The organism is Leeia sp., from assembly GCF_041909055.1.
In the GTDB taxonomy this organism is placed as follows: domain Bacteria; phylum Pseudomonadota; class Gammaproteobacteria; order Burkholderiales; family Leeiaceae; genus Leeia; species Leeia aquatica.
Genome location: NZ_JAYREC010000001.1, coordinates 355,958 through 380,784, shown reverse-complemented (window position 1 = coordinate 380,784; position 24,827 = coordinate 355,958). Strand labels below are relative to the sequence as shown.

Sequence of the window (24,827 nt, the reverse complement as noted above, 5' to 3'; positions counted from 1 at the left end):
CATGGCGCAGTATCTGTGTGCAGGTAGCGATTTGCAGGAGTCCGGCAAGGCCGTCTGCTTTCGGGTCATGACTGCACGCGGACCTGAGCCGGCCTTTGCCATACGCTGGCGAGGGCAGGTCTATGCCTACCAGAACAGTTGCGCTCATGTGCCGGTGATGATGGACTGGCAAACCGGCGACTTCTTTGATTTGTCCCGCCAGTACCTGATCTGCAGCATGCATGGGGCCTGGTATGCCCCGGATACCGGTGCATGCCTGGGCGGACCCTGCCGGGGGGCTTACCTGCAGGCGGTGCCGCTGACAGAGCAAGCCGATGGCGTATACTGCGGCTGGCCGATCGAAGCAGACTCGATCCAGTTACCCTGAGGGTACGACAAGCGATTAACCTGGAAGGACTGTATGGAAAACAAGCCGGAGCAGACAACCCTGCCGCAGGATGGCAGCCAGCCGTGGGAGCGCAAGATTCTCGAGAGTCTGGTGCGCGATGTGGTCAAGGAACAGCGTGCCAAGCGCCGTTGGGGCATTTTCTTCAAGTTGCTGGGATTTGCCTACCTGCTGGTGCCGCTGCTGCTGGTACTGGGGCTGGCCGGTAGCCAGATGGCAGGCCGCACGACGCCGCATACGGCGGTGGTGCGTCTGGAGGGGGTGATTGCACCGGGGAGCGTGGCCAGCGCGGACAACATCAATGCCGCACTGCGCCGGGCGTTTGAGGATCCGAACACCAAGGGAGTGGTGCTGTTGATCAACAGCCCGGGCGGCAGCCCGGTGCAGGCGGGCATCATCCATGACGAGATCCGTCGTCTGCGCAAGCTGCACCCCGGCACGCCGCTGTATGCGGTGGTCGAGGACCTGTGTGCCTCCGGGGGCTACTATGTGGCCGTGGCGGCAGACCGCATCTATGTCGACAAGGCCAGTCTGGTGGGCTCGATCGGGGTGCTGATGGATGGCTTTGGCTTTACCGGAGCCATGGAAAAGCTGGGGGTGGAGCGCCGCCTGTTTACCGCCGGAGAGAACAAGGGCTTCCTCGACCCCTTCTCGCCGATGAACGACAAGCAGAAAGCCTACGTTACCCAGATGCTGGCTGACATCCACCAGCAGTTTATCGACGTGGTGCGCAAAGGTCGCGGCGCCCGTCTGAAGGAAACGCCCGATATGTTCTCCGGGCTGGTCTGGCACGGTGCCAAGAGTATTGAGCTGGGCCTGACCGACGCGCTTGGCACCACCGACAGTGTGGCACGCGAGGTGATCAAGGCGGATCAGTTGGTGGATTACACCCTGACTGAAAGTCTGGCCGACCGCGTAGCCAAGCGACTGGGCACCAGCTTCAGCGAGGGCGTGACCGGACAGACCGAGTCGGTGCGCTTGCGCTGACCGTTGGTCGGCTGGGTGGGCATCTGGTCTGACAGCTGCTTGCCCGGCTTTGCATTTTCGCGGGGCTTGCGCTAGGCTGTAAGCTCAAGCATAAACCGCGCCCTTCGGCGCAGCAGGAGTTCACCATGGACGGCAGCAGCCAGATTGCAGATGTAAGCAGCAAGGCCCAGATCTACGCCCTGAAAAAGGCGCAGGAGTCCAAGCGTAATGAGGTGAGTACCCTGCTGCAGTCGCTGCCGGAGCCGCAGAAGCCCAGCTATAACAATCCGCCCAACCTGGGGCAGAATGTGGATGTCAAAGCCTGAGCACTTTGCAGCATGGACAGCAAAAAAACCGGCCAAGGCCGGTTTTTTTGCGCCGGTTTCAGCAGTTTCCTTTTGGTAACTGACTGTTTATTCAAATAAACCAAGGGTATGCTGGTTGACGTGAAAGTAGCAACTCCATGTGGAGAACGTCATGGCATCCCGAGGTGCAAGCTCATTCTTTGGCTCACTGTTTCTGGCCCGGCTGGCCGATCAGGTGCTGCTGATTCTGGTGCCGCTGGTGGTCTACCAGCAGACGCGCAATGTGGGCTGGTCCGGCCTAGCCTTCATGCTGGAAACCTTGCCGCGCTATTTGATGTTCCCGCTGTTCGGCATCCTGTGTGACCGGGTGTCGCCCGTCAAACTACTGCGCATCAGCCAGCGCAGCCGGGCCATCATCAGCCTGGTGAGCATTGCCTGCTTCATGGTGTGGGGCGGCTTGGGCTGGCTGATCGGCTTGTCCGCTGTATGCGGCGTGCTGACCGGGCTGGGTTTCGTCGCACGTGAAGTGGTGCTGCCGCAGGCGTTTCCGGAGCAGCCCTATCAGCAGGTGGCCTCATCGGCCCAGCTGGCAGACCAGCTGGGGATGGTTTTGGGGCCGCTGCTGGCCGCCGGATTGCTGAAATGGTGGAGCTGGCAAGGCGGATTCATGGTGGCGTCCGCCATTTTTCTGCTGGCAGATTTCGGTGCCGGGCATTGGCTGCGCTACAGTCAGATGAGCGGGTGGCAGCCGAATGAGCGTGAGCCCTGGGGGCAGGCACTGCTGCGGGCGTTTGTGCTGGTATGGCGTTTGCCGGGCTTGCCGCGGCTGGTGGGGCAAGCTGCGGCCATCAACCTGCTGCTGGGGGGCGTGCTGGCAACCAGCGCGGCGCTGGTCACCGGGTTCTACCTGCGCAGCGAAGCCAGCTATGCCACGCTGCAGGCGTGGGCGGCGGCGGTCACCGTCATGACCTTGCTGCTGATTGCCCGTGTCAGCGTGCCACAGCGCTTGCTGGGTATCCTCAGCTATTTCAGCATCATGGCAGGTGGCTTGCTGGTCGCGCTGAGCCCGACGTACCTCGGTTACTGGCTGGGTTATCTGCTGATTACCGGCTTCGATAAATCGTATTCGATCTATATGCGCAGTGAGCGCCAGCAGGTGATTCCCGCCGGGGACTTCGGCAAGGTGACCGGGGCCATGATCCTGTTCAACAACCTGTCGCAACCGTTGGCAGGGGCCTCGGTCGGGCTGGTACACAGCATGGCACAGACGCGCTCCCTGCTGCTGGGCATGGCCCTGTTCATGGGGGCGGTGGGGGTGCTGAGTTTCTGGGGACGGCGGCAAGGCAGGGTCAACCCGGCCAGTCAGCGTTGCTGAGGAAAGTCTAGTGGCGTAAACCACTCCTCATGGCGGACTGGCCAAGGCTGCGGTATGGCCTGCAGCGCCGCTTGCATGTGCTGCTGAAACGCAGCACGGTCGGTGATGCCCAGGTAGCATTCCATCCAGGTATGGGCATCGTCACAGCGGCGCTGCAGCTCTAGCCGCTGACAGAGCGTCGCCAGGCGGGCTTGTAGTTGCTGCACCGCAGGCCATAGCGCGGCCTGCTCGGTGGGCGCGACCTTGTAGTAGACGTACAGTGAGAGACTCATTCCAGCGGGTAGGGCAGATCGAGCACGCGGATGGCCGGGCCATCCATGGCTTGCAGGTGCATGCCGTGTTCCATGCTACCCAGCCGCAGGACGGCCAGCGCTTCAAAGTGACCGTGGGCGGTCTGTACCACATTCAGCAATGTACCGCTGGCCTGGCCATTCAGATCCGGGCTGTACAGTGCGTCGCCTGCCTGGGCGGGAACCTCGAAGGCTACCCGGAACAGGCGCTGCTTCACCTTGCCCAGATGCTGGGTACGCGCAATGATCTCTTGCCCGGTATAGCAGCCCTTGCGGAAGCTGACACCCCCCAGCAGCTCCAGATTGACCATTTGCGCGACAAAGGCATCCTGGGTGGCGGCGGTAATCCAGGGAATGCCGGCACGGATTTCGCCCAGCAGCCAGGCATCGGCTCCCGCCGGGGTGGCGCCAGCTGCCAGCTGTGGCCACAGGGCCATGGCCTGCGCCACGCTGCACAGCAATTGATAGCGTTCACCGCGGCTACGCAGCAGGGTGACGCCGTCGTGCGACCAGGTGCCGTGCTCAGCCAGCGCCGGAGCCGCCAGCGTAGTGTGCAGCAGGGCGGCGGCGCCCGGACCTGCCAGACCCAGCATCACGGGGGCTTCTTCCCACGGCGTCAGCTTGACCTTGGCGCGCAGGATGTACATGGACAGGCGCTTCTGCAGCGCCTCTTTCAGGTCCGGCGACACTTGCAGCACCACCCGGCCATCCTGCTGCCACAGCAGGAAGTTGCCCAGCATCCGGCCTTTGGGGGTGGAGTGGCAGCTGTACTGGTTTTGATCGTCCGCCAGCTGCAGCACATCGCTGGACAGCTGGCCGTTGAGGAAGCTTTTGACTTCGTCACCGGCAAACGGCAGCAAGCCCCAGTGCGACAGGTCACAGAGCACTGTACCTTGGTCAACGGCGTCCAGTGCCTGCTGCGCGTCACCAAAGTGTTGCACACGGTCTTGCTCGACAACGGCGCCAAGACCTGTCAAAAATGTCTGCCATGCTGCCTGCATCGTGCCTTCCTTTATTCCCGATCAAAACACTCGGATATTGTACCGCATGACCGCCATTTTGTACCCGCTCCAGCCCTCGCGGCGTTTGCCCCGCTTGCTGCTTCTGCAAAGCCTGCTGCTGGCGATCGTGCCGTGGCAGTTGCCACTCGGACCCTGGCGGGGTATCAGCAGCGCAATCGTGCTGCTGCTGGCGCTGCTGTGGTGGCCACGTGTCGTGGCCAGCCTTCGACGACAAACCCCGCGTGCCATCGGGGTGAATGCCGACGGGGTTTGGCTTGGGCAAACGGCGGGCGAGGCTACAACGCTGTGGCAGCTGGACCCGGCACGGAGCGTGCTGTGGCAAGCCTTGCTGAGCCTGTCGCTGCGGGATGAGCAAGGCCGGGTGAGACGATGCCTGTTGTTGCGCGACCAGTTGCCCGCGGATGACTGGGCGGCGCTGCAGCGGGGGCTGCGCCAGCTGGGGCCGGAGCGGACTAAGCCTGACGCAACAGCACCTTGACGGCACCACTGCCGCCTTCCTGCGGGCGGGTTTCGCTGAAGGCCAGCACTTGTGGCAGCTGGGTCAGCCAGTGCCGTACCAGTCCCTTGAGGGCGGACTGACCGCCCGGCGAGCGATACCCCTTGCCATGGATGATGCGCACGCAGCGGATGCCGCGCTGGCGGACTTCGCCCAGAAACGCGCCCAGCAGGTGCAGCGCTTCTTCTCGGGTGACGCCGTGCAGGTCGATCTCGGCGCCGATGGGCCAGTGGCCACGTCGCAGCTCGTGCAGCAGGCGATGACTGACGCTGTGGTCGCGGTAATGCAGCAGCTCGCCGTGGGCGTGCAGCTCGATCCACTCCGGCGCGCTCACCGCCAGCGGGGCGTGCGCAACAGGGCGAGCGGGCGCGGGTAGCGGCGTCAGGCGGCGCGGCTGCAGGCTGCGTCGTTCCGGCACGCTGAGCGGTGTGACATCCCCCACCACGGCTTGAAACAAGGCCCGCTCCTCCACGCTGAGTGCGCGGCGGGCGGGCAGGGGCAGGTGTCGTGGCTTGGCCACGCCGCTTACAGCTTGCCGAGGCTTTGCAGGTAGCGGTCGGCGTCCAGCGCTGCCTGGCAGCCGCTGGCGGCACTGGTTACGGCCTGACGGTAGATGTGATCCTGCACGTCACCGGCAGCAAACACGCCCGGCACGCTGGTGGCGGTGGCATTACCGTTACGGCCACCCTGGGTGACGATGTAGCCGCCATCCATTTCCAGCTGGCCGCTGAAGATGTCGGTGTTCGGCTTGTGGCCGATGGCGATGAAGCAGCCGCTGACCGTGATGTCTTTCTGCGAACCGTCGTTGACCTTCACGCGCACACCGGTCACGCCACTGTCGTCGCCCAGCACTTCATCCAGCACGCTGTTGAGCTGCAGGCTGATCTTGCCTTCCTTCACCTTCTCCATCAGGTGGTCGATCATGATGCGCTCGGCGCGGAAGCTGTCGCGGCGGTGGATCAGTGTCACATGGCTGGCGATGTTGGACAGATACAGCGCCTCTTCCACGGCAGTGTTGCCGCCACCAACCACGGCAACGGCCTGACCCCGGTAGAAGAAGCCATCGCAGGTGGCGCAGCCGGACACGCCACGCCCCATGAAGTCCTGCTCGGACGGCAGGCCCAGATATTGGGCGGAGGCACCGGTGGCAATGATCAGGGCATCGCAGGTGTACTCGCCGTTGTCGCCGACCAGACGGATCGGTTTCTCGTTCAGGTGGGTGGTGTGGATCTGGTCGAAAATCATCTCCGTGCCAAAACGCTCGGCATGCTGCATGAAGCGCTGCATCAGCTCCGGGCCTTGCACACCGTCGGCGTCAGCCGGCCAGTTGTCCACCTCTGTAGTGGTCATCAGCTGGCCGCCCTGGGCCATGCCGGTGATCATCACCGGTTTCAGGTTGGCGCGAGCGGCATAGACGGCTGCGGTGTAGCCGGCTGGACCGGAACCAAGAATCAGCAGTTTGGCGTGTGTACTGGACATGATGTTTGCCTTGTCTGAGTGGGGTAGGGCTGGTTGCCCCTCCCGATAAGATGGGGTTCAAGCGTATTTTAGCAAGGCCGCGGCCAAGGCGGCGAGTTGGTCGCCAGCATAGTCTGCCCGCGGGCCGCCTGCAATGAATTCTCGCTAAGTCCATGATAGTCTGGCTTTATGGTAGGACCGGTGGTCGCTCGGCTATAATGAGGCCAGCTGTCCTTTGGCAGGAGGAGCGCATGCGGCGCCACAAGCACGAAGAAGAACACGAAAATCACGAGCGCTGGCTGGTGTCCTACGCGGACTTCATTACCCTGCTGTTTGCTTTTTTTGTGGTGATGTATGCCATTTCACAGGTCAACGAGGGCAAATACCGGGTGCTGTCTGATTCCCTGGTGCAGGCGTTCCAGGCCCAGGGGGCACCCAATAGCCAGCTGGTGACCTTGCCGGACCCGCAGACGGCCCCACAATTACCCAGCCGCCCCACCCGGATCCCGCCACTGGTGCAACCTGACCCGGAGGCCCAGCAGACCACCCAGCGCATGAAGACCCTGGGCTCCGACCTGCTCAAAGTCATGCAGCCGATGATCAATGAAGGTCAGGTGAAGGTGAGCCAGACCAAGCGGGGGATTTCGCTGGAGATCAGCGCCAGTGTGCTGTTTGCACCGGCGGACGCGCGGTTGAATCCGGATTCGGTGAAAGTGTTGTCGGCGGTGGCAGATTTGCTGGCGCGGGAAGAGAACGCTATTCAGGTGGAAGGCTATACCGACAACACCCCAATCAGCACGCCGCAGTATCCCTCCAACTGGGAGCTGTCTTCGGCGCGGGCGAGCAGTGTGATCCGGCTGTTTGTCGAGCGCGGGGTGAAGCCGGACCGGCTGTCGGCCATCGGTTACGCCGAGAATCGTGCCAAGGCCAGCAACGCGGATGAAGGTGGGCGTTCCAAGAACCGGCGGGTGCAAGTCACGATCCTGGCGGAGTCTTCCGACGAAGCCGCCAGCTTGCCTGCGTTGTAAGAGGGGTTACGCCTTGCCGTAGTCGCGGCGGGCGTTGTTGCTGTCGTCACCCATGCGGCCGTCAATGCCGTACAAGGGATCAGGGGTGGGCAGCAGCGTGTGCAGCGCCTGCTGGTTGAAGCGCAGCTGCTGCTCGATCATCTGGCCATTGCGTTCATTCTGCACGCGGCAAGCCTGGGCGGCTGCCTCCCATTGCTGCAGCAAGGCGGGGTGATGCGCGCTTAGCTGCTGGTGCAGCCAGTCCCGCTGCAGGGTGACATCATCCTGTCCGGCCAGCGGGGCCAACAGTTGACGTAATTCACGTGCCAGCCACTGCAATTGTTCGGCGTGCTGCAGCTTGTCCGGGTTCAAGCGGCTCATCGCCTCAATATCGGCCTGTTGCAGGGCCAGGGTTTCCTGCTCCAGCAGGCTGGAAAATGTATTGAGCCTGCGGGTTTGCTCACCCAGCAGGCTCAACAGGGTATCGGGCAATGCGGTCATCAGCGCGCCTTGCGGTCAGCCAGCAGGTCTTTCACACTGTCGATCAGACCGTCGGCAATCGCTTCGGCATTGATGCTGAATTTGCCCTGGGCAATGGCTTCCTTGATTTCGCGTACTTTGTCGGCATTGGCAACCGGCACATTGCCCAGTGCTTTTTCTGCGGCCTGCAGCTGTGACGAGGCGGACAGGCTGACGGTATCCTGCTGTGCGGCACGAGGCGCGCTGCCCTGATTGTCCACCCGCGCACGGGCCGGAGCGGCTGTCGTGGGCTGCGTGGTCAGTGGGCGACCCTGGTTGTCGACTTTCATGGTACTTCTCCCGGCATGCGGCGCAACTATACACGGCCGCCTATAGCCATTATCGACGGTTCCGCAGAAAACTTTAACCAAAATCTGCAGAAAAGCAAAGCACCAGGATTGACCGGGCTTGCAGGCCTTATTCTACAGTGACCAGCACCACGCCGGGGCCTTGCACCACACCTTGTACCACCTGTCCGCTGTCAGTGCGCACGCCCACCACCTGACCCACCTGTGCATTGCTCAGTGCCTTGCCGATGGTCTCGATGCGGAAGGCGTCGCTTTGCGCGACCAGCCGCACCTGCTGATTCTGCAACACCGCAAACGGAGCTCGAAACAGCTCACTGCGCAGCGGCTGCCCTCCCGCAACCGAGGTGAGCAGGCTGCGCCCCACTGCTTGGCCAGGGTCCGTCAGCACACTGGTAGGCAGGTCGGCCAGATCACGGCGCTGCAGCTGCAGATCACCCGCAACCAGCGGGGTGCCTGCGGTCAGTGGGCGGCTGCTGAACACCACGTCGGTAACGATGGAGATTTTTGCCTGCAGCGTGAGCGACCAGTTGGCGCCGTCCAGGCAGCGGACGCCCAATTGCGTGCGACCACGCAGCAACGCACCTGCAGGCAGATAAGGGTCCAGCTTGCGGCAGGCGGGCAGCTTCTGGCGCGGGTCCGGGCTGCCCACGCTGACCGTGACTTCGCCCGGCATGCTGCGCAATTGCTGATAGGCAAAGTCGGCGACCGCTTCGCGCAGTGCCTGAGGGTCTTGCGTGGCGGCGTGCAGCAGGCCGGGGAGCAGCAGGCAGAGCAGCCAGCGAAATGTCATGATGTTCCTTGTGTACGGCGCTGCTGCGCTTCGGCAGCACGCCGTCGGCGAATTTCCTTCGGATCGCCCAGCAAAGGGCGATAGATTTCCACACGGTCGCGCGCGCGCAATGGCTGTTCAGCCTTGACCGCCTTGCCATAGATGCCCAGGGTCAGCGGCTGCGCCTGCAGTTCCGGGTAGGCTTGCAACACCCCGGATAGCTCGACCGCCTGCTGCGCTGTGGTGCCTGCAGGCAGCAGCAGGCGGTAGACCTGTTGCTGCAGTGGCGCAGCGTACACCACCTCGACCGGAATGGGGTCAGACGCTGCCATACACCTGTCCGGCACGATGGACGAAGGCTTCCACCAAGGTATGCGACACCCGGTGAAACACCGGGCCGATCAGCTTTTCCAGCACGCTGCTGGAAAATTGATACTGCAGTTGCAGCTCCACCTTGCAGGCGTGTTCGCCCAGCGGGGTAAAGCGCCAGTAACCGGCCAGCGCACGGAAGGGGCCATCGACCAGCGTCATGTGCATTTCGCGGTCCGGGGTTTTCTGGTTGCGGGTGGTGAACTGGCTTTTGACGCCGTGGTAGTTGAGGTGCAAGGTGCCCACCGTCTGCACATCGTCCCGTTCGCTCACTTCACTGGCCTGACACCAGGGCAGGAAGCTGGCGTAATCTTCAATGCGCTCCACCAGCGCGTACATCTGGGCCGGGGTGTATTCCACCAGTACCGACTGTTCAACCTGAACCATGTGAAACAACGTCCTTTTTCGAGCAGCTGCAGGCCCATTTTAACAGTTTTCGCTGCCGCGCTGCGTCAGCCCTTGCGCAGTAGGCGACGGATGGCGCGGTCCAGTCCGTCCAGCGTCAACGGGAACATGCGGTCGCCCAGCTGCTCGCGGATCAAGTGATTGGACTCGGTATAGTCCCAATGGTTTTCTGCCACCGGATTGAGCCAGACATGATCCGGATAGGCCTGATAGAGTCGGCCCAGCCAGGTCAGGCCGGATTCGGGATTATTGTGCTCCACACTGCCGCCGGGGTAGAGCAGCTCGTAGGGGCTCATGCTGGCATCGCCCACCACGATCAGCTTGTAGCTGCGGTCATAGGTGTGCAGCAGCTGATCGGTCGGAGTGTGCTCGGTCCAGCGGCGCTGGTTGTCACGCCAGACCCGCTCGTACACACAATTATGGAAGTACCAGGTTTCCAGATGCTTGAATTCGCTGCGGGCAGCGGAGAACAGCTTTTCACACAGGCGGATGTGGTCGTCCATGGAGCCACCGATATCGAGCAGCAGCAACACCTTGATGGTGTTGTGGCGCTCAGGCATCCACTGCAGGTCCAGCAGGCCGCCTTGCCGGGCGGTTGAGCGCAAGGTGGCTGGCAGGTCCAGCAGCTCCGCCGCGCCTTGTCGGGCAAAGCGGCGCAACTTGCGTAGCGCCACTTTCAGATTGCGGGTGTCCAGCTCGACCTGGTCATCCAGATTGCGGAACAGGCGCTGATCCCACACCTTGACCGCCTTGCGGTGGCGAGACTCCGCCTGACCGATTCGCACCCCGGCCGGGTTGTAGCCCTGCGCGCCAAACGGTGAGGTACCGCCGGTACCGATCCACTTGTTGCCGCCTGCGTGCCGCTCATGCTGTTCCGCCAGCCGTTGCTGGAGGGTGTCCATCAGTTGCTGCCAGTCCATGGCCTGCAGCCGGGCCTTGTCCTCTTCACTCAGCAGGCGGGTGAGCTCATGGCGCAGCCAGTCCTCAGGCAGCTCGCGCTGCAGGTCGCTCAACAATCCTTCCTTGCCGTGGAAGAACTGGCCGAAGGCACGGTCGTAGCGGTCGTAGTGTTGCTCATCCTTGACATAGCACAGACGAGCCCAGTGGTAGAAAGACTCAAGGCCAGGCTCGACCAGCCGACGCTGCATGCCCTCCAGCAAGGTCAAGTGCTCGCGCAGTGAAGCCGGTACCCCGGCTTGACGCAAGGTTAGCAGGAAGTCCAGCAACACGGGCAGGGCGCGGGGATCGGTCATGCTGCCATTGTACACCGACCCCCGGGCCGTGAGCGGGGGTCAATCCGCTGGGTGACTGGTACCAATTTGCAGGTGCTGCATCCATTCCCCACAGGTCCGACCCCAGGGCGCGGGCGGTGTGGTTTTCAGGCGGACCCGGCGCTGGTCTTCCGCGCTACGGTTCTGGCTGAGCTTGAATTTGGTGGTGAGGCGAGTGATTTGCAGCCGGTACACCGAGATGCCACGGAACATGCCCATCAGTCTTGCGTCAGACTCATCCAGCTGCCAAGGCTGCGTGGCATTTTCCTCAAAGGCTTTGACTTGCTGTCGCATGGCAACCAGTGCCTCCTCTCCTTCCAGCGGTATGGCCCGTACCCGTGCGTGCACCGTGGCAAAATTCCAGGTGGGAACATGCTGCTGGGGCTCGGCGTAGTCGTTGGGCGAGATGTACGCGTCGGGACCATGGAAGACCAGGGTGCTCTCGCCCTGCAGCAATACCGCATTGTGCGGATTGGGGCGTGCAAGATGGAATAGCAGGCTACCCAGCTCGTCCTCCTGTTCGCCCGGCTGATAGAGCACCGGGACATGGGAGATCCACGGGTCATCACCGTCTGCAGTGATCAGGGTGGCAAAGGGGCGCTCACACATCAGCTGGCGAGCGGCACTCAGGTCACCTTCAAAGTGGCGGGGCAGATAAATAGGCATGATGCGCATCCGGCTCGTTGAATCAGGTACCCAGCATAGCGCACATGGATGAAGTGGCATGGAGCCACTTTTTGAGAGAGCGACAGGCCAAAAAAGAGCCCACCTTGCGGTGGGCGGCATGAGGAAACGGGTGACGGAAATCTGGTGGGGTGCTTAGCGCAGGCGCACCAGGGTGGAACGCAGTTCAGTGTACTTTTCCAGCGCATGCAGCGATTTGTCGCGGCCATTGCCGGATTGCTTGAAGCCGCCGAACGGGAAATTCATGTCGCCGCCTTCGTCGTAGCAATTCACCCACACGGTCCCGGCGCGCAACTGGCGGGCGGTGTCGTGGGCGCAGGTGAGGTCGCTAGTCCATACGGCAGCGGCCAGACCGTAATCACTGTCATTGGCAATGCGGATGGCTTCTTCCACGGTGTCAAAGGTGATCACCGACAGCACCGGGCCAAAGATTTCCTCGCACGCCACGCGCTCCTTGCCGGTTGGGCAGTCGAACATGGTGGGCTGGACGTAGTGGCCGCCGCTGACCGGCTCGGCACGTTCGCCACCAGTCAGCAGCTTGGCTTCGCCCTTGCCGATCGCAATATAGGACAGCACGCGCTCCAGCTGGATGCCATCAACAATGGCGCCCATATTGGTGGACGGATCCAGCGGATGGCCGGGGGTGTAGGCCTTGGCAGCTTCGCGTACTTTCTCCAGGAATGCATCCTTGATGCTGCGATGAACCAGCAGGCGTGAGCCCGCAGTACACATTTCGCCCATATTGAAGAAGATGGCACCGGCGGCGCTGCGTGCGGCGCGCTCCATGTCCGGGCAATCCGGCAGCACGATATTGGCGGACTTGCCGCCCAGCTCCAGCCACACCCGCTTCAGGTTGGATTGGCCAGCGCATTGCATGATCTGCTTGCCGACTCCGGTGGAGCCGGTAAAGGCCAGGCAATCCACATCCATGTGCAGCGCCAGCAGTTTGCCAGCAGCACCGCCACCGGGCACCACGTTGAATACCCCGTCCGGAATGCCGGCTTCCTTGGCCAGGGCGGCGACGCGGATGGCAGTGAGCGGGGACTTTTCCGATGGCTTCAGCACCACGCTGTTACCCGCGGCCAGGGCGGGGGCAAACTTCCATGAGGCCATCAGGATCGGGAAATTCCACGGCACCACGGCGGCGACCACACCGACCGGCACCCGATCCACCAAACCCACCAGATGGTGATCGGCTGGGGCAATCTCGCCGCCGATCTTGTCGATGGCTTCGCCATACCATTGCACGCAGTAGGCGGCACCGGGGATGTCCACCGTGGTGGAATCGCCAATCGGTTTGCCCATGTCCAGCGTTTCCAGCAGGGCCAGCTCGTCCAGGTTGGCCCGCAACAGGTCGGCAAACTTGTGCATCACCGCCTTGCGCGCACGCGGGTTGAGCCCGGCCCAGACGCCCTGGTTAAAGGCGCGACGGGCGGCCGCCACGGCAGCGTTGATGTCCGCTTCACCACATTCGGCGACCGGCGTCAGCAGGCGGCCATCAATCGGGCTGATGCAATCAAAGGTCTGGCCGCTGGCGGCATTCACATAAGCGCCATCAATAAACGCCCGGCCTTCAATCTTCAGCGATTGCGCCCGTTGCTGCCAGTCGTTGAGGGTTTTGCTTGCCATGCTGGGTGTTCCTCTTCAGTTGGGCCGGGTGCGGCCCGGCATCATGGTTCGGATCAGAATGTCGGTGGCGAGTTGGCCGAAACCACCTCGCAGATGTCGTCGCTCAGGTTGCGGAAACGGTGCGGCAGGCTGCTGTCGAAGTAATAGGCGTCACCAGCTTTCAATACGCGGGTTTCTTCGCCTACGGTCAGCTCCAGCTCGCCACGCACCACCACACCGCCTTCCTGGCCTTCATGGCGCAGCATTTCCACGCCGGTATCCGAGTGCGGCTGGTAGCGTTCGCGCATGATGCACATATTGCGCTCCTTGACGCCGGAACCGACCAGGCAGAATTCGATTTTTTCATTGCCCAGATTGGGCAGACTGTCACCCTCAAAAAACGGGGAGGGCTTGCTCTCGGTTAGCTCAAAGGTAAAAAACTCGGCCAGCGACATGGGCAAGCCTTCCAGTACCTTTTTCAGGGAGGACACCGAGGGGCTGACCCGGTTTTGCTCAATCAGCGAGATGGTGCCATTGGTGACGCCCGCCCGTTTGGCCAGTTCGCGCTGGGACAGGCCGTACTTTTCCCGGACGATGCGCAATCGCGTGCTAACCTCAATAGACATGGCTACCTCATTCAGTGTGTAAAATATAATAAACAATAGCCTTGCCAAAGTCTATTTTTTTAAACTAGAATGAGTCGAAATAAAGCAAAAAGTGCTTTAAAAATAAGTTGTTGCGTTGCAGCAAGTGTATTGAATGTTGTGTAATTTCATCATCATGTCACGACATATCAACAATCGCTTGTTGATAAAGTTAAACGGTTGAGTGCGCATGGACTGATCTGGATCAGGGCGGTGCGTGCGTGATGCATCACACAATAGGGCGGGCCGCCTGCTTGGGCGGCCTCCCGCACGGAATACCATCCGGTGGATGGTCTGCCTGACGGGCAGAGGGTGGCAGGTGTTTCCCTCGCGAGAGGGCGTTTGGTCAGGGCGTGTACCCCCGCGCCATGGCCAGATGATCGGTCACCAACGGGCGCATGGCGCGCCGCAGGACTGCAACCCAAGAGTGCGCAGCCTGAAACGACAATACGGAGATAACAGCGATGTTGATTGGCGTACCCAAGGAAATCAAAAATCACGAATACCGCGTGGGCCTGACCCCCGCAGGTACCAAGGAACTGATCCGCAATGGCCATCAGGTGATGGTGCAGCAGCATGCGGGTACCGCCATCGGCTTTGCCGATGACCAGTATGTGGCCGCGGGTGCGCAGATCATCCCGACTGCTGCCGAGATTTTTGCCAAGGCCGACATGATCATCAAGGTCAAGGAGCCGCAGCCGGTGGAATGCCAGATGCTGCGTCCGGGCCAGATCCTCTATACCTACCTGCATCTGGCTCCAGATCCGGAGCAGACCAAGGCGCTGGTGGCCAGTGGCTGCATTGCCATTGCCTATGAAACCGTGACCGACGACCGTGGCGGCCTGCCGCTGCTGGCGCCGATGTCTGAAGTGGCTGGTCGGATGTCTATCCAGGCTGCTGCGAGGGCACTGGAAAAGTCGGCGGGCGGCTCCGGCGTGCTGCTGGGTGGCGTGCCGGGCGTGGCGCCGGGCAAGGTGACCGTCATCGGCGGTGGGGTGGTGGGTTTGCACGCCGCACGCATGGCGGCGGGCCTCGGGGCAGAGGTGACCATTCTGGATCGCTCGCTGCCGCGCCTGAAGGAAATCGACAGCGATTTCGGTGGTCGCATCAAGACCCTGTTCTCCACCCAGGATGCCATCGAGCGTGAACTGAAAGAGGCGGATGCCGTGATCGGTGCCGTGCTGATTCCGGGCGCGGCCGCACCGAAGCTGGTTACCCGCGACATGCTCAAACTGATGAAGCCGGGCTCGGTGCTGGTGGATGTGGCGATTGACCAGGGCGGTTGCTTCGAGACTTCCAAGGCGACCACCCACCAGGAGCCGACTTACGTGGTGGATGGCATCATCCATTATTGCGTGGCCAACATGCCGGGCGGTGTGGCACGGACCTCCACCCAGGCGCTGACCAATGCCACGCTGGGCTACGCTGTTGCGCTGGCCAACAAGGGCTGGAAGCAGGCGCTGCGTGACGACAAACACTTGCGCAACGGCCTGAACGTGGCCGAAGGCAAGGTGACCTACGAAGCCGTGGCCCGCGATCTGGGCTATGCTTATGTGGCCGCAGAAAGTGTGATTGCCTGAGCATGAGGCTGGGGTAAGGGGCGTGGAATTATTCGCTGGATTGCAATAGTCCATTCCCGCTTACCCCCTCCCCGCATTCGCCGCTTTGGCTTACGCTAGGCACGTGTTCCACAGTACCCAGAAATGACCTGACCATGCAGCGCAAACCCGTTGTCGGCATCTGTGCCGATCGCAAAGTTCTCGGCAAGCATCCGTTTCACGCCATCGGTGAGAAGTACATCACCGCGGTGATCGAAGGTGCGCATGCGTTTGCTGTGTTGCTGCCTTCGCTGGGCGATGCGCAGTCGATTGAGCAGACGCTGGCGATGGTGGATGGTCTGCTGTTCACCGGCAGCCCGTCGAACGTTGAGCCGCACCACTATGCCGGCGAGCCGAGCGCGCCGGGTACGCTGCACGATCCGCACCGGGATGCCACGACGCTGCCGCTGATCCGTGCCGCATTCGAGGCCGGGGTGCCGGTACTGGGCATTTGCCGTGGCTTTCAGGAAATGAATGTGGTGTTCGGGGGCTCGCTGTATCAGAAGGTGCACGAGCAACCGGGGCGCATGGATCACCGTGAACGCGATGAGGACACGCTGGACGTGCAATATGGCCCGGCACACCCGATCCGCATTGCGCCCGGTGGCCAGCTGCATCGCTGGTTTGGTCAGGACGAGGCCATGGTGAACTCCATCCATAGTCAAGGGGTGGACCGGCTGGGTGAGGGCCTGACCGTGGAAGCCACCGCACCCGATGGTCTGGTGGAAGCCTTCAGCGTGACAAACGCCCGCAGTTTTGCCTTCGCGGTGCAATGGCACCCGGAGTGGAAGCATGCCAGCAATCCCTTGTCGACCGCGATTTTCAGCGCGTTCGGTGAGGCGTGCCGGCAACGACAGCAGCAACGGTGATCCGAGGCATGGCATTACCCAATCAGCAGTGGCAACGGCTGATTGGGTAATGCAGTCCCGGCAGCCCAGGCTGCCGCATGCCGGACGGTGTGAAAGCAAGCGCCGCATCGGACACCTCTAACCAAGAGAGAAGAGACATGGACCGCATTACCGAATTCCTGCGAGAGCATCGCATCACCGAGGTGGAGTGTACCGTTCCGGACACCACCGGCATTGCACGCGGCAAGATCATTCCGCGCAGCAAGTTCGAAGCCGGTGAAAATATGCGCCTGCCGCAAGCGGTGCTGGTGCAGACGGTGACCGGGGAATATCCGGAAGATGCCACCGCCCCGACCGACCCGGACATGATCTGCGTCCCGGACCCGGATACCATCCGGCTGGTACCGTGGGCTGTCGACCCGACCGCGCAGGTGATTCATGACTGCGTGCATTTTGATGGCTCGCCGGTGGAAATTTCGCCACGCTATGTACTGCGCCGCATCCTGAGCCTGTACAAGGAAAAGGGCTGGAAGCCGGTGATTGCACCGGAGCTGGAGTTCTACCTGGTCGACATGAACAAAGATCCGGACCTGCCGCTGCAGCCGCCGGTGGGGCGTACTGGCCGCCCGGAGATCGGTCGCCAGGCTTACTCGATCGAAGCGGTGAACGAGTTTGATCCGCTGTTTGAAGACATCTACGAATACTGCGACCTGCAAGAGCTGGAAGTTGATACGCTGATCCACGAAGTGGGCGCCGCGCAGATGGAGATCAACTTCCTGCATGGTGACGCGCTGGATCTGGCTGATCGTGTGTTCATGTTCAAGCGCACCGTGCGTGAAGCGGCGCTGCGCCACAATATGTACGCCACCTTCATGGCCAAGCCGATGGAGCATGAGCCGGGCAGCGCCATGCACATGCACCAGAGCATTGTGGATGAGAAGACCGGCAAGAACATCTTTACCGGCGAAGATGGCAAGGAAACCCCGCTGTTCCGCAATTACATTGCTGGTCTGCAAGCTTATATGCCGTCGATGATGCCGATCTTCGCCCCGTTCGTGAACTCCTACCGCCGCCTGTCGCGTTTTACCGCTGCACCGATCAATGTGCAGTGGGGCATCGACAACCGGACCGTGGGCATCCGCGTGCCGAGCTCCAGCCCGGCTGCACGTCGGGTCGAGAACCGGGTGGCCGGGGTGGATTGCAACCCCTACCTGGCGATGGCGGCCACGCTGGCCTGCGGTTACCTCGGCATGACTGAAGGGTTGATCCCGACCGAGCCGCTGACCACCGATGGCTACGACCTGCCGTACGAGCTGCCGCGTAACCTGGAAGAAGCGATGACCCGCATGCAGGTGTGTGAGCCGATTGCCGATGTGCTGGGCCGCCCGTTTGTGAATGCCTACCTGCAGACCAAGGAACTCGAATACGAGACCTTCTTCCGCGTGATCAGCTCGTGGGAGCGCCGTCACCTGTTGCTGCACGTTTAAGACTGCTTTTGTCGTGGGGGCCGCACGACGGCCTCCTTCCCCCTGATGGAGCGTTTGTTATGAGTAACGTTTTCGATCCCCGCCCGGCTACCCACGCTGTGGCATCCCAAGCCCGCGCTGTACGCGCCACCCGTGACTGGCAGCAACTGGACGCTGCCCATCACATCCACCCGTTCTCCGACATGGGCTCGCTGAACAAAGCGGGCAGCCGGGTGATTACCAAGGCGGAAGGGGTTTACCTGTGGGATTCGGACGGTAACAAGATCATCGACGGCATGGCCGGCCTGTGGTGTGTCAACGTCGGCTACGGGCGCAAGGACCTGGCCGAAGCGGCTTACCAGCAGATGCTGGAGCTGCCGTACTACAACACCTTCTTCAAGACCACTCACCCGCCGGTGATCGAGCTGTCGCAACTGCTGGCGGAAGTGACCCCGGCCGGTTTCGAGCACTTCTTCTACTGCAACTCTGGCTCGGAAGGCAACGACACCGTGCTGCGCGTGGTGCACCAGTACTGGGCATCGGTCGGCAAGCCGGGCAAGAAATATGTGATCTCCCGCAAGAACGGCTACCACGGCTCCACCATCGCCGGTGCCTCGCTGGGTGGCATGGGCTACATGCACGAGCAAATGCCGTCGCAAGTCTCGCACATCGTCCACATCAACCAGCCTTACTGGTTCGGTGAGGGTGGCGACATGACGCCGGAGCAGTTCGGCCTGCAGCGTGCCCAGGAACTGGAAGCCAAGATTCTGGAGCTGGGTGCCGAGAATGTGGCAGCCTTCATTGGCGAGCCGTTCCAGGGCGCAGGCGGCGTGATCTTCCCGCCGTCCACCTACTGGCCGGAAATCCAGCGTATCTGCCGCAAGTACGATGTGCTGCTGTGTGCCGACGAAGTGATCGGTGGCTTTGGCCGTACTGGTGAATGGTTTGCCCATCAGCACTTCGGCTTTGAGCCGGATACCATGACCCTGGCCAAGGGGCTGACCTCCGGTTATGTGCCGATGGGGGCCGTGGCCATCAACCGCCGTATTGCCGATGCGCTGATCGCAGGTGGGGATTTCAACCACGGTCTGACCTACTCCGGTCACCCGGTGGCGGCCGCCGTTGCTGTGGCCAACATCCGTGTGCTGCGTGAGGGCGGGGTGATTGATCAGGTCAAGCATGTGACCGGCCCGTACTTCCAGGACACACTGCGCCAGGCGCTGGATGGCCATCCGCTGATCGGCGAGATTGCCGGTGCGGGTCTGGTGGCGGGCATGCAGCTTACCGAAGACGCCAAGACGCGTAAGCGCTTTGCCAATGGTGGTGACATCGGCCTGCAATGTCGTGACCACTGCTTCCGCAACAACCTGATCATGCGCGCCACCGGTGACCGCATGCTGCTGTCGCCGCCGCTGGTGATCAGCAAGACGGAAATCGACGAGCTGGTTGGCAAGGCCAGGCTGTGTCTGGACCTGACCGCCAAGGATCTGGGTCTGCTCTGATGTTGTGATGCAGCAGCAGTGATCTTGAATGTCAGTTCACTGCTTTGACTTCCAACAAGGAGCGAGCGACAATCCCCCGTTGGTCCGCTACTGGCGCGGGCCAACGGGGCGCCGCCAAACCCCTGGCTGCTTGCGTGAGCGAGGGCCAGCGGTTTGTCGGTGCCCGATCCGTCTTTTATTTACTGGAGGGTGGTATGAAACGGGTGTTTACGCCGAAGCGGGTGCTGGTTGCCGTTGCAATGGCAGCAGGTGTGATGGCACATGCTGCTGAAGAAAAGAAACTGAACGTCTACAACTGGAACGACTACATCGCCAAAGACACCATTGCCAACTTCGAGAAGGCAACGGGCAACAAGGTGAAGTACGACCTGTATGACAGCAATGCCACCCTGCAGGCCAAGCTGCTGACTGGCAAGTCCGGCTACGATGTGGTGTACCCGAGCCTGGAGTACGCTGGCAAGCAGATCCAGGCGGGCATCTTCCAGCCGCTGGACAAGAGCAAGCTCCCGAACCTGAAGAATATCGACCCGCTGATCCTGAAGGCCATGGAAACGGCGGATCCGGGCAACAAGTTTGCGATCCCGTACATGTGGTTCACCACCGGTGTGGCCATCAATGTCGACAAGGTGCAGAAAGCCCTGGGGGGCAAGCTGCCGGACAATGAGTGGGACCTGTTGTTCAACCCGGAAGTGGTGTCCAAGCTGAGCAGCTGCGGCGTGTCGCTGATGGATGAAGCCAGCGACGTGGTACCGGCCGCCATGGTCTACGCCGGCAAGGATACTGCCAAGATGGCCCCGGCGGACATCAAAGCCGCCATCGACAAGATCAAGCCTGCACGCAAGAGCATCCGCACCTTCAACAGCTCGCCGATTGACCTGATGGCCAAGGGCTCGCTGTGCGCGGCGATGATGTTCTCCGGCGATGCCCACATTGCCATGAACAAGGCGCAAGAGTCCAAGTCCGGCGCCAACATCAAGTACATCATCCCGAAGGTCGGTGCCATGATGTCGATCGATGTGCTGGCCATCCCGAAGGATGCCGGTCATCCGGGCAATGCCCATGCCTGGATCAACGCCATGATGGACCCGAAAGTGGTGTCCGTCATCTCCAACGAAACCTTCTACATCAGCGCCAACAAGCAGGCCCTGCCGCTGATGGACAAGAAGCTGACGGACGATCCGACCATCAATGTGCCGGACGCCATGAAGCAGAAGTTGCGCGCCAAACCCGTGCTGTCAAAGGAAGTGCAGCGTGACATGAGCACCGCTTTCAACCAGTTCAAGACCGCCAAGTAAAGGCAGCGCCCGCGGGCCACTTCGGTGGCCCGCGGTACGAACAGGTCAGGGTCGGCTGGTAAAACCATCGGAAGAAGAGACAACAGGAGACCGCACCATGCAATACACACTGAGCCGTGCGCTGACCGGGCTTGGCCTGCTGCTGGCATTGTCTGCACAGGCAGCAGAAGAAAAGAAGCTGAACGTCTACAACTGGAACGACTACGTTGCCAAGAACACCATCGCTGATTTTGAAAAGGCGACCGGCTACAAACTGAAATACGATCTGTACGACGCCAATGAAACCCTGCAAGCCAAACTGTTCACCGGTAACAGTGGCTACGATGTGGTGTACCCGAGTGTCGAGTTTGCAGGCAAGCAGATCCAGGCCGGCATCTACCGTCCGCTGGACAAGAGCAAGCTGCCGAACCTGAAGAATATTGACCCGTTGATCCTTAAGGCCATGGAAAAGGCCGATCCGGGTAACCAGTACCTGATCCCCTATATGTGGGGTACCACTGCGGTAGCCATCAACACCGACAAGGTGATGAAAGCACTGGGCGGTAAATTGCCGGACAACACTTGGGATCTGGTGTTCAACCCTGAAGTGACCAGCAAGCTGAAGGATTGCGGCATTTCCTTCATGGACTCGCCGAGCGATCTGGTGCCGATGGCGCTGATCGACCTGGGGCGGGATGCCAACAAGTATGATGATGAGAGCGTCAACGCCGCCGTGGCGATGCTGAGCAAGGTGCGCAAGAACGTACGCACCTTCAACAGTTCCCCGATCGACCAGATGGCCAAGGGTTCGCTGTGCGTGGCGGTGATGTTCAGTGGGGATGCCTATCAGGCCAAAAAGCGGGCGGAAGCCGCCAAGACCGGTGCCAAGGTGCAATACCTGATTCCGAAGAAGGGCACCGTCATGTGGATTGATACCATGGCACTGCCCAAGGATGGCAAGCACCCGGAAGGGGCTAATCTGTGGCTGAACAGCATGATGGACCCGAAGGTGATCGCGCAGATTTCCGGAGAAACCTTTTACCTGAGTGCCAACAAGGCAGCGCTCGCTGTGACCGACAAAGCGCTGATGAGTGATCCGGCCCTCAACATTCCGGATGATGTCAAAGCCAAGCTGGTGCCCAAGCAGGTGATCCCCAAGGAAGAGCAGCGTCGGCTTAATCTGGGCTTCAACCGCTTCAAGACCGCCAAATAATTCAACCAGAAGTCGTGGGCAGGGTGCCCTGCCCGTAACCGCGTGATGCCCGGCATGCCGGGAATGTGCCAGCCAGAGAAGCTGGCCAGAGAAGGAGCAGATGGTGACTGAACAAAAACAAGTCAAGCCCGACTACTTGCGTATTGAGGGGGTGGTCAAGCGCTTCGGCCCGACGACCGCAGTCAGCAACGTTAACCTGAACATTCGGCAAAACGAGATTTTTGCCCTGCTGGGCAGCTCGGGGTGTGGCAAGTCCACCTTGCTGCGCATGCTGGCGGGCTTTGAGCAGCCGACAGAAGGGCGCATCATCCTGGATGGCATGGACATGACGGGCGTACCGGCCTACCGTCGTCCGATCAACATGATGTTCCAGTCCTATGCCCTGTTCCCGCACATGACGGTGGAGCAGAACATTGCCTTTGGCCTGAAGCAGGACAACCCCAAGCCCAGCCGTGACGAGATCAATGATCGTGTCAGCAAGATGCTGGACCTGGTGCAGATGCGCAAATACGCCAATCGCAAGCCGCACCAGCTTTCCGGAGGCCAGCAGCAGCGGGTGGCACTGGCGCGCAGCCTGGCCAAGCAGCCGAAGCTGCTGTTGCTGGATGAGCCGCTGGGTGCGCTGGACAAGAAAATTCGCCAGCAGACCCAGCTGGAACTGGTCAACCTGATCGAGCAAGTGGGCGTCACCTGCATCATGGTAACGCACGATCAGGAGGAGGCGATGACCATGGCCGGGCGTATCGGCGTGATGTCGGAGGGGGAGCTGTTGCAAGTGGGTTCACCCACCGAGATCTACGAACACCCGAATTGCCGGTTCACCGCCGAGTTCATTGGCGAGACCAACCTGTTCAAGGGCAATCTGGTGGTGGACGAGCCGTCCTTCTGCGAAATCAAGTCCGCAGACCTGCCGCAAAACCTGCACATCGGCCACGGTATCACCGGGCCGATGGGGATGGAGGCCTGGGTATCGGTGCGGCCGGAGCGGGTGCACCTGACGCGCGAGCAGCCTGGCCAGAACCATAACCTGGCGCAAGGAACGGTCAGTGAAATTGCCTACCTCGGCAGTTTCTCGATCTTCCACGTCAAGCTGGCGTCGGGCCGGGTGGTTACCGCGACCGTGCCGTCCTCGTATTGGAAGGACAGCGCACCGCCGACCTGGGGCGACACCGTCTGGGTGTCGTGGAGCGATGAAGCCGGAGTGGTGCTGACGCAATGAAAACCAAAGCCGCCAAAAAGCCGCTGTTTTTCCTGCGCGGCGCCTTCTGGGTGGGCAGCATACCGTGGTTGTGGATGCTGTTCTTTTTCCTGTTACCGTTTTTGCTGATTCTCAACGTCAGCTTTTCCACCTCGGACCTCAGCATTCCACCGTACAAATCGGCGGTGCAGGGCAGCTGGGAGGAGAAGCACGTCAGCTTCAAGGCCGACACCAGCAGTTTTGATCGCATGATCACCGAGGTGAAGACCCTGGGGCAGGAGGACAGCGATCCGCAGTACCTGCGTGCGTACTGGAACTCGCTCAAGCTGGCCGGGATGACTACCATTCTCTGCCTGCTGATCGGCTATCCCTTTGCCTATCACATTGCCCGTTCCGGCGAGGCCACGCGCAATACCTTGCTGATGTTGGTGATGTTACCGTTCTGGACCTCATTCCTGTTACGGGTGTTTGCCTGGATGGGCTTGCTGGACAGCAGCGAAGTGGGGCTGATCAACCAGCTGCTGCTGGGGCTGCACCTGATCGACGAGCCGCTGCAACTGCTCTACAACGAGTGGGCGGTGCTGGTTGGCATGGTGTACAGCTATCTACCCTTCATGGTGTTGCCGCTGTTCTCACACCTGGTGAAGCTGGATGGCCGCTTGCTGGAAGCCGCCAGCGATCTGGGTGCCAAACCGTGGAAGACCTTTATGGCCATCACGCTGCCCTTGTCGATGGGGGGAATCATTGCCGGTTCGATGATGGTGTTCATCCCGGCGGTGGGTGAGTTCGTGATCCCGGATCTGCTGGGGGGCGGTGATGTGCTGATGATCGGCAAGAAAATCTGGGAAGACTTTGGTCCGAACCAGGATTGGCCGATGGCGTCTGCTGTGGCGGTGGTGATGGTGCTGCTGCTGATTGTGCCCATCATGATCTTCCACAAGTACGAGCAGCGTGAAATGGAGGGCAAGTGATGAGTAACCGCATGACTTGGGGCGCCCGCAGCTACTTGCTGTTCGGCTTTGCCTTCCTCTATCTGCCCATCCTCTGCCTGATGGTGTTCTCGTTCACCGGTGGCGAGATCACCACCCAGTTCGCTGGCTTCTCCACCCGCTGGTACGTCGAGCTGTGGAATGACGACGAAATCCAGTCGGCGGTCAAACTGTCTCTGAAGATTGGTATCGCGGCAGCTTCGGCTGCGGTGGTGCTGGGTACCTTGTCGGGTCTGGTACTGGCACGCTTCAAGCGCTATGCCGGTAGCGGCTTCTTTGCCGGCATGACCACGGCACCGATGGTGATGCCGGAGGTGATTGTGGGCCTGTCGCTGGTGCTGCTGTTTACCAACCAGACCATGAACGACTTGCTGCCGTGGCTGGCCGGGCGCGGGGTGACCGCCATCTGGGCCGCACACACCACCCTGTGTACCGCCTATGTGGCAGTGCTGGTGCAGTCCCGTCTGCGGGAGATGGACCGCTCGCTGGAAGATGCGGCGATGGATCTGGGGTGTCACCCGTTCAAGGTGTTCTTCCTGATCACCATCCCGGTGATTGCCCCGGCGCTGGTGTCCGGCTGGTTGCTGTCCTTCACCCTGTCGATGGATGACTTCGTGCTGTCCTCCATGCTGAGTGATCCGGGCGCCACCACCTTGCCGGTGCTGGTGTTTGCCCGCCTGCACCACGGCCTGAAACCGGAAATCAATGCGCTGGCCACCGTAATCGTGGTGCTGGTGTCGATTGCGGTGATTGTGGCCAACCGGGTGATGTGGCGCGCGCAGAAGCGCCGCGAGCAGGCGATTGCTGCAGCCATGGCCGCAAGCGGCCAGTCTCACTGACCTGAAGCCCCCGCTGACC

The 24,827-nt window shown here is 61.3% G+C and carries 28 protein-coding genes; 15 read left to right on the top strand and 13 right to left on the bottom strand.

Translation table 11 applies throughout. The features are described from left to right. The first annotated feature begins 1 nt into the window (after position 1). The 4 genes from ACE3O2_RS02295 to ACE3O2_RS02280 all read left to right on the top strand — a co-directional run bounded on the left by ACE3O2_RS02295 (position 2) and on the right by ACE3O2_RS02280 (position 3,031). A complete protein-coding gene (locus ACE3O2_RS02295; RefSeq protein ID WP_374334659.1) occupies positions 2-367 on the top strand; it encodes a Rieske (2Fe-2S) protein in 366 nt (121 codons plus the stop codon). 33 nt (positions 368-400) lie between these two features. Next, positions 401-1,372 (top strand): S49 family peptidase, encoded by a 972-nt coding sequence (locus ACE3O2_RS02290; protein WP_168876255.1) that lies wholly within the window; start codon positions 401-403, stop codon positions 1,370-1,372. Between the two features lie 125 nt (positions 1,373-1,497). After that, a complete protein-coding gene (locus ACE3O2_RS02285; RefSeq protein WP_168876254.1) occupies positions 1,498-1,677 on the top strand; it encodes a YjfB family protein in 180 nt (59 codons plus the stop codon). Positions 1,678-1,828: 151 nt separating this feature from the next. Then, positions 1,829-3,031: an MFS transporter gene (locus ACE3O2_RS02280; RefSeq protein WP_374334658.1), complete on the top strand. Its 1,203-nt coding sequence runs from the start codon at positions 1,829-1,831 to the stop codon at positions 3,029-3,031. Here ACE3O2_RS02280 and ACE3O2_RS02275 read toward each other — a convergent pair. Then, on the bottom strand, positions 3,019-3,303 hold the full coding sequence (locus ACE3O2_RS02275) for a DUF4936 family protein (protein ID WP_374334657.1): 285 nt from the start codon (positions 3,301-3,303) through the stop codon (positions 3,019-3,021). The two genes, ACE3O2_RS02280 and ACE3O2_RS02275, sit on opposite strands and share 13 nt — an antisense overlap. Next, the gene (locus ACE3O2_RS02270; RefSeq protein WP_374334656.1) at positions 3,300-4,298 is read right to left on the bottom strand and encodes a folate-binding protein YgfZ; all 999 of its coding nucleotides are present in this window, start codon (positions 4,296-4,298) and stop codon (positions 3,300-3,302) included. Before ACE3O2_RS02270 ends, ACE3O2_RS02275 begins: the two co-directional genes overlap by 4 nt. Positions 4,299-4,368: 70 nt before the next feature. Here ACE3O2_RS02270 and ACE3O2_RS02265 point away from each other — a divergent pair, with 70 nt between their 5' ends. Continuing rightward, the gene (locus ACE3O2_RS02265; protein WP_374334655.1) at positions 4,369-4,821 is read left to right on the top strand and encodes a protein YgfX; all 453 of its coding nucleotides are present in this window, start codon (positions 4,369-4,371) and stop codon (positions 4,819-4,821) included. Here ACE3O2_RS02265 and ACE3O2_RS02260 read toward each other — a convergent pair. Both ACE3O2_RS02260 and trxB read right to left on the bottom strand, forming a co-directional pair. Beyond that, positions 4,796-5,359, bottom strand: coding sequence for a Smr/MutS family protein (locus ACE3O2_RS02260; protein ID WP_168876249.1), 564 nt, complete (start codon positions 5,357-5,359; stop codon positions 4,796-4,798). The two genes, ACE3O2_RS02265 and ACE3O2_RS02260, sit on opposite strands and share 26 nt — an antisense overlap. 5 nt (positions 5,360-5,364) lie before the next feature. After that, positions 5,365-6,318 carry a thioredoxin-disulfide reductase gene (trxB, locus tag ACE3O2_RS02255; RefSeq protein ID WP_374334654.1) on the bottom strand — a complete coding sequence of 318 codons (954 nt, stop codon included), beginning with the start codon at positions 6,316-6,318 and terminating at the stop codon, positions 5,365-5,367. A 230-nt stretch (positions 6,319-6,548) separates the two neighbouring features. Here trxB and motD point away from each other — a divergent pair, with 230 nt between their 5' ends. Next, on the top strand, positions 6,549-7,325 hold the full coding sequence (gene motD, locus ACE3O2_RS02250; protein ID WP_374334653.1) for a flagellar motor protein MotD: 777 nt from the start codon (positions 6,549-6,551) through the stop codon (positions 7,323-7,325). 6 nt (positions 7,326-7,331) lie between these two features. Here motD and ACE3O2_RS02245 read toward each other — a convergent pair whose 3' ends face one another. The 9 genes from ACE3O2_RS02245 to ACE3O2_RS02205 all read right to left on the bottom strand — a co-directional run bounded on the left by ACE3O2_RS02245 (position 7,332) and on the right by ACE3O2_RS02205 (position 13,857). Then, positions 7,332-7,805 (bottom strand): flagella synthesis protein FlgN, encoded by a 474-nt coding sequence (locus ACE3O2_RS02245; protein WP_374334652.1) that lies wholly within the window; start codon positions 7,803-7,805, stop codon positions 7,332-7,334. Further along, positions 7,805-8,113, bottom strand: coding sequence for a flagellar biosynthesis anti-sigma factor FlgM (gene flgM / locus ACE3O2_RS02240; RefSeq protein ID WP_374334651.1), 309 nt, complete (start codon positions 8,111-8,113; stop codon positions 7,805-7,807). Before flgM ends, ACE3O2_RS02245 begins: the two co-directional genes overlap by 1 nt. A gap of 127 nt (positions 8,114-8,240) precedes the next feature. Continuing rightward, complete coding sequence (gene flgA, locus ACE3O2_RS02235) at positions 8,241-8,921, bottom strand: flagellar basal body P-ring formation chaperone FlgA (protein WP_374334650.1); 681 nt, start codon at positions 8,919-8,921, stop codon at positions 8,241-8,243. Further along, complete coding sequence (locus ACE3O2_RS02230; protein ID WP_374334649.1) at positions 8,918-9,232, bottom strand: RnfH family protein; 315 nt, start codon at positions 9,230-9,232, stop codon at positions 8,918-8,920. Before ACE3O2_RS02230 ends, flgA begins: the two co-directional genes overlap by 4 nt. Continuing rightward, positions 9,219-9,656, bottom strand: a complete 438-nt coding sequence (locus tag ACE3O2_RS02225; protein ID WP_374334648.1) for a type II toxin-antitoxin system RatA family toxin — start codon at positions 9,654-9,656, stop codon at positions 9,219-9,221. Before ACE3O2_RS02225 ends, ACE3O2_RS02230 begins: the two co-directional genes overlap by 14 nt. 65 nt (positions 9,657-9,721) lie before the next feature. Continuing rightward, on the bottom strand, positions 9,722-10,927 hold the full coding sequence (locus ACE3O2_RS02220; RefSeq protein ID WP_374334647.1) for a VWA domain-containing protein: 1,206 nt from the start codon (positions 10,925-10,927) through the stop codon (positions 9,722-9,724). Positions 10,928-10,966: 39 nt separating this feature from the next. After that, complete coding sequence (locus ACE3O2_RS02215) at positions 10,967-11,611, bottom strand: FMN-binding negative transcriptional regulator (protein WP_374334646.1); 645 nt, start codon at positions 11,609-11,611, stop codon at positions 10,967-10,969. Positions 11,612-11,764: 153 nt separating this feature from the next. Next, entirely contained in the window at positions 11,765-13,258 is a 1,494-nt protein-coding gene (locus tag ACE3O2_RS02210) for an aldehyde dehydrogenase (RefSeq protein WP_374334645.1), read from the bottom strand. Between the two features lie 53 nt (positions 13,259-13,311). Continuing rightward, complete coding sequence (locus ACE3O2_RS02205; protein WP_374335511.1) at positions 13,312-13,857, bottom strand: cupin domain-containing protein; 546 nt, start codon at positions 13,855-13,857, stop codon at positions 13,312-13,314. Positions 13,858-14,345: 488 nt separating this feature from the next. On the opposite strand from ACE3O2_RS02205, the gene ald reads away from it, so the two are divergent. The 9 genes from ald (at position 14,346) to ACE3O2_RS02160 (ending at position 24,808) form a co-directional block, all read left to right on the top strand. Beyond that, complete coding sequence (gene ald, locus ACE3O2_RS02200) at positions 14,346-15,461, top strand: alanine dehydrogenase (protein ID WP_374334644.1); 1,116 nt, start codon at positions 14,346-14,348, stop codon at positions 15,459-15,461. Between the two features lie 134 nt (positions 15,462-15,595). Then, positions 15,596-16,348, top strand: coding sequence for a gamma-glutamyl-gamma-aminobutyrate hydrolase family protein (locus tag ACE3O2_RS02195; protein ID WP_168876236.1), 753 nt, complete (start codon positions 15,596-15,598; stop codon positions 16,346-16,348). A 137-nt stretch (positions 16,349-16,485) separates the two neighbouring features. After that, positions 16,486-17,814, top strand: a complete 1,329-nt coding sequence (locus tag ACE3O2_RS02190; RefSeq protein WP_374334643.1) for a glutamine synthetase family protein — start codon at positions 16,486-16,488, stop codon at positions 17,812-17,814. 59 nt (positions 17,815-17,873) lie between these two features. After that, a complete protein-coding gene (locus ACE3O2_RS02185; protein ID WP_374334642.1) occupies positions 17,874-19,295 on the top strand; it encodes an aspartate aminotransferase family protein in 1,422 nt (473 codons plus the stop codon). 194 nt (positions 19,296-19,489) lie between these two features. Then, positions 19,490-20,590, top strand: coding sequence for a polyamine ABC transporter substrate-binding protein (locus tag ACE3O2_RS02180; protein ID WP_374334641.1), 1,101 nt, complete (start codon positions 19,490-19,492; stop codon positions 20,588-20,590). A 97-nt stretch (positions 20,591-20,687) separates the two neighbouring features. Further along, positions 20,688-21,782 carry a polyamine ABC transporter substrate-binding protein gene (locus ACE3O2_RS02175; protein WP_374334640.1) on the top strand — a complete coding sequence of 365 codons (1,095 nt, stop codon included), beginning with the start codon at positions 20,688-20,690 and terminating at the stop codon, positions 21,780-21,782. A gap of 100 nt (positions 21,783-21,882) precedes the next feature. Beyond that, entirely contained in the window at positions 21,883-23,001 is a 1,119-nt protein-coding gene (locus ACE3O2_RS02170; RefSeq protein WP_374334639.1) for an ABC transporter ATP-binding protein, read from the top strand. Further along, positions 22,998-23,951, top strand: coding sequence for an ABC transporter permease (locus ACE3O2_RS02165; protein WP_374334638.1), 954 nt, complete (start codon positions 22,998-23,000; stop codon positions 23,949-23,951). Before ACE3O2_RS02170 ends, ACE3O2_RS02165 begins: the two co-directional genes overlap by 4 nt. Continuing rightward, positions 23,951-24,808, top strand: a complete 858-nt coding sequence (locus tag ACE3O2_RS02160; RefSeq protein WP_374334637.1) for an ABC transporter permease subunit — start codon at positions 23,951-23,953, stop codon at positions 24,806-24,808. Before ACE3O2_RS02165 ends, ACE3O2_RS02160 begins: the two co-directional genes overlap by 1 nt. The last annotated feature ends 19 nt before the right edge of the window (positions 24,809-24,827 follow it).

Bases quoted from the DNA above. Each gene is read 5' to 3' on its own strand.
- motD (WP_374334653.1), top strand. From the start codon at position 6,549: ATGCGGCGCCACAAGCACGAAGAAGAACACGAAAATCACGAGCGCTGG.
- ACE3O2_RS02295 (WP_374334659.1), top strand. From the start codon at position 2: ATGGCGCAGTATCTGTGTGCAGGTAGCGATTTGCAGGAGTCCGGCAAG.
- ACE3O2_RS02230 (WP_374334649.1), bottom strand. From the start codon at position 9,232: ATGGCAGCGTCTGACCCCATTCCGGTCGAGGTGGTGTACGCTGCGCCA.
- ACE3O2_RS02225 (WP_374334648.1), bottom strand. From the start codon at position 9,656: ATGGTTCAGGTTGAACAGTCGGTACTGGTGGAATACACCCCGGCCCAG.
- ACE3O2_RS02210 (WP_374334645.1), bottom strand. From the start codon at position 13,258: ATGGCAAGCAAAACCCTCAACGACTGGCAGCAACGGGCGCAATCGCTG.
- ACE3O2_RS02245 (WP_374334652.1), bottom strand. From the start codon at position 7,805: ATGACCGCATTGCCCGATACCCTGTTGAGCCTGCTGGGTGAGCAAACC.
- ACE3O2_RS02290 (WP_168876255.1), top strand. From the start codon at position 401: ATGGAAAACAAGCCGGAGCAGACAACCCTGCCGCAGGATGGCAGCCAG.
- ACE3O2_RS02175 (WP_374334640.1), top strand. From the start codon at position 20,688: ATGCAATACACACTGAGCCGTGCGCTGACCGGGCTTGGCCTGCTGCTG.
- ACE3O2_RS02265 (WP_374334655.1), top strand. From the start codon at position 4,369: ATGACCGCCATTTTGTACCCGCTCCAGCCCTCGCGGCGTTTGCCCCGC.
- trxB (WP_374334654.1), bottom strand. From the start codon at position 6,318: ATGTCCAGTACACACGCCAAACTGCTGATTCTTGGTTCCGGTCCAGCC.
- ACE3O2_RS02160 (WP_374334637.1), top strand. From the start codon at position 23,951: ATGAGTAACCGCATGACTTGGGGCGCCCGCAGCTACTTGCTGTTCGGC.
- ACE3O2_RS02185 (WP_374334642.1), top strand. From the start codon at position 17,874: ATGAGTAACGTTTTCGATCCCCGCCCGGCTACCCACGCTGTGGCATCC.
- ACE3O2_RS02215 (WP_374334646.1), bottom strand. From the start codon at position 11,611: ATGCCTATTTATCTGCCCCGCCACTTTGAAGGTGACCTGAGTGCCGCT.
- flgA (WP_374334650.1), bottom strand. From the start codon at position 8,921: ATGACATTTCGCTGGCTGCTCTGCCTGCTGCTCCCCGGCCTGCTGCAC.
- ACE3O2_RS02275 (WP_374334657.1), bottom strand. From the start codon at position 3,303: ATGAGTCTCTCACTGTACGTCTACTACAAGGTCGCGCCCACCGAGCAG.
- ACE3O2_RS02180 (WP_374334641.1), top strand. From the start codon at position 19,490: ATGAAACGGGTGTTTACGCCGAAGCGGGTGCTGGTTGCCGTTGCAATG.
- ACE3O2_RS02285 (WP_168876254.1), top strand. From the start codon at position 1,498: ATGGACGGCAGCAGCCAGATTGCAGATGTAAGCAGCAAGGCCCAGATC.
- ACE3O2_RS02170 (WP_374334639.1), top strand. From the start codon at position 21,883: ATGGTGACTGAACAAAAACAAGTCAAGCCCGACTACTTGCGTATTGAG.
- ACE3O2_RS02190 (WP_374334643.1), top strand. From the start codon at position 16,486: ATGGACCGCATTACCGAATTCCTGCGAGAGCATCGCATCACCGAGGTG.
- flgM (WP_374334651.1), bottom strand. From the start codon at position 8,113: ATGAAAGTCGACAACCAGGGTCGCCCACTGACCACGCAGCCCACGACA.
- ACE3O2_RS02195 (WP_168876236.1), top strand. From the start codon at position 15,596: ATGCAGCGCAAACCCGTTGTCGGCATCTGTGCCGATCGCAAAGTTCTC.
- ald (WP_374334644.1), top strand. From the start codon at position 14,346: ATGTTGATTGGCGTACCCAAGGAAATCAAAAATCACGAATACCGCGTG.
- ACE3O2_RS02220 (WP_374334647.1), bottom strand. From the start codon at position 10,927: ATGACCGATCCCCGCGCCCTGCCCGTGTTGCTGGACTTCCTGCTAACC.
- ACE3O2_RS02165 (WP_374334638.1), top strand. From the start codon at position 22,998: ATGAAAACCAAAGCCGCCAAAAAGCCGCTGTTTTTCCTGCGCGGCGCC.
- ACE3O2_RS02280 (WP_374334658.1), top strand. From the start codon at position 1,829: ATGGCATCCCGAGGTGCAAGCTCATTCTTTGGCTCACTGTTTCTGGCC.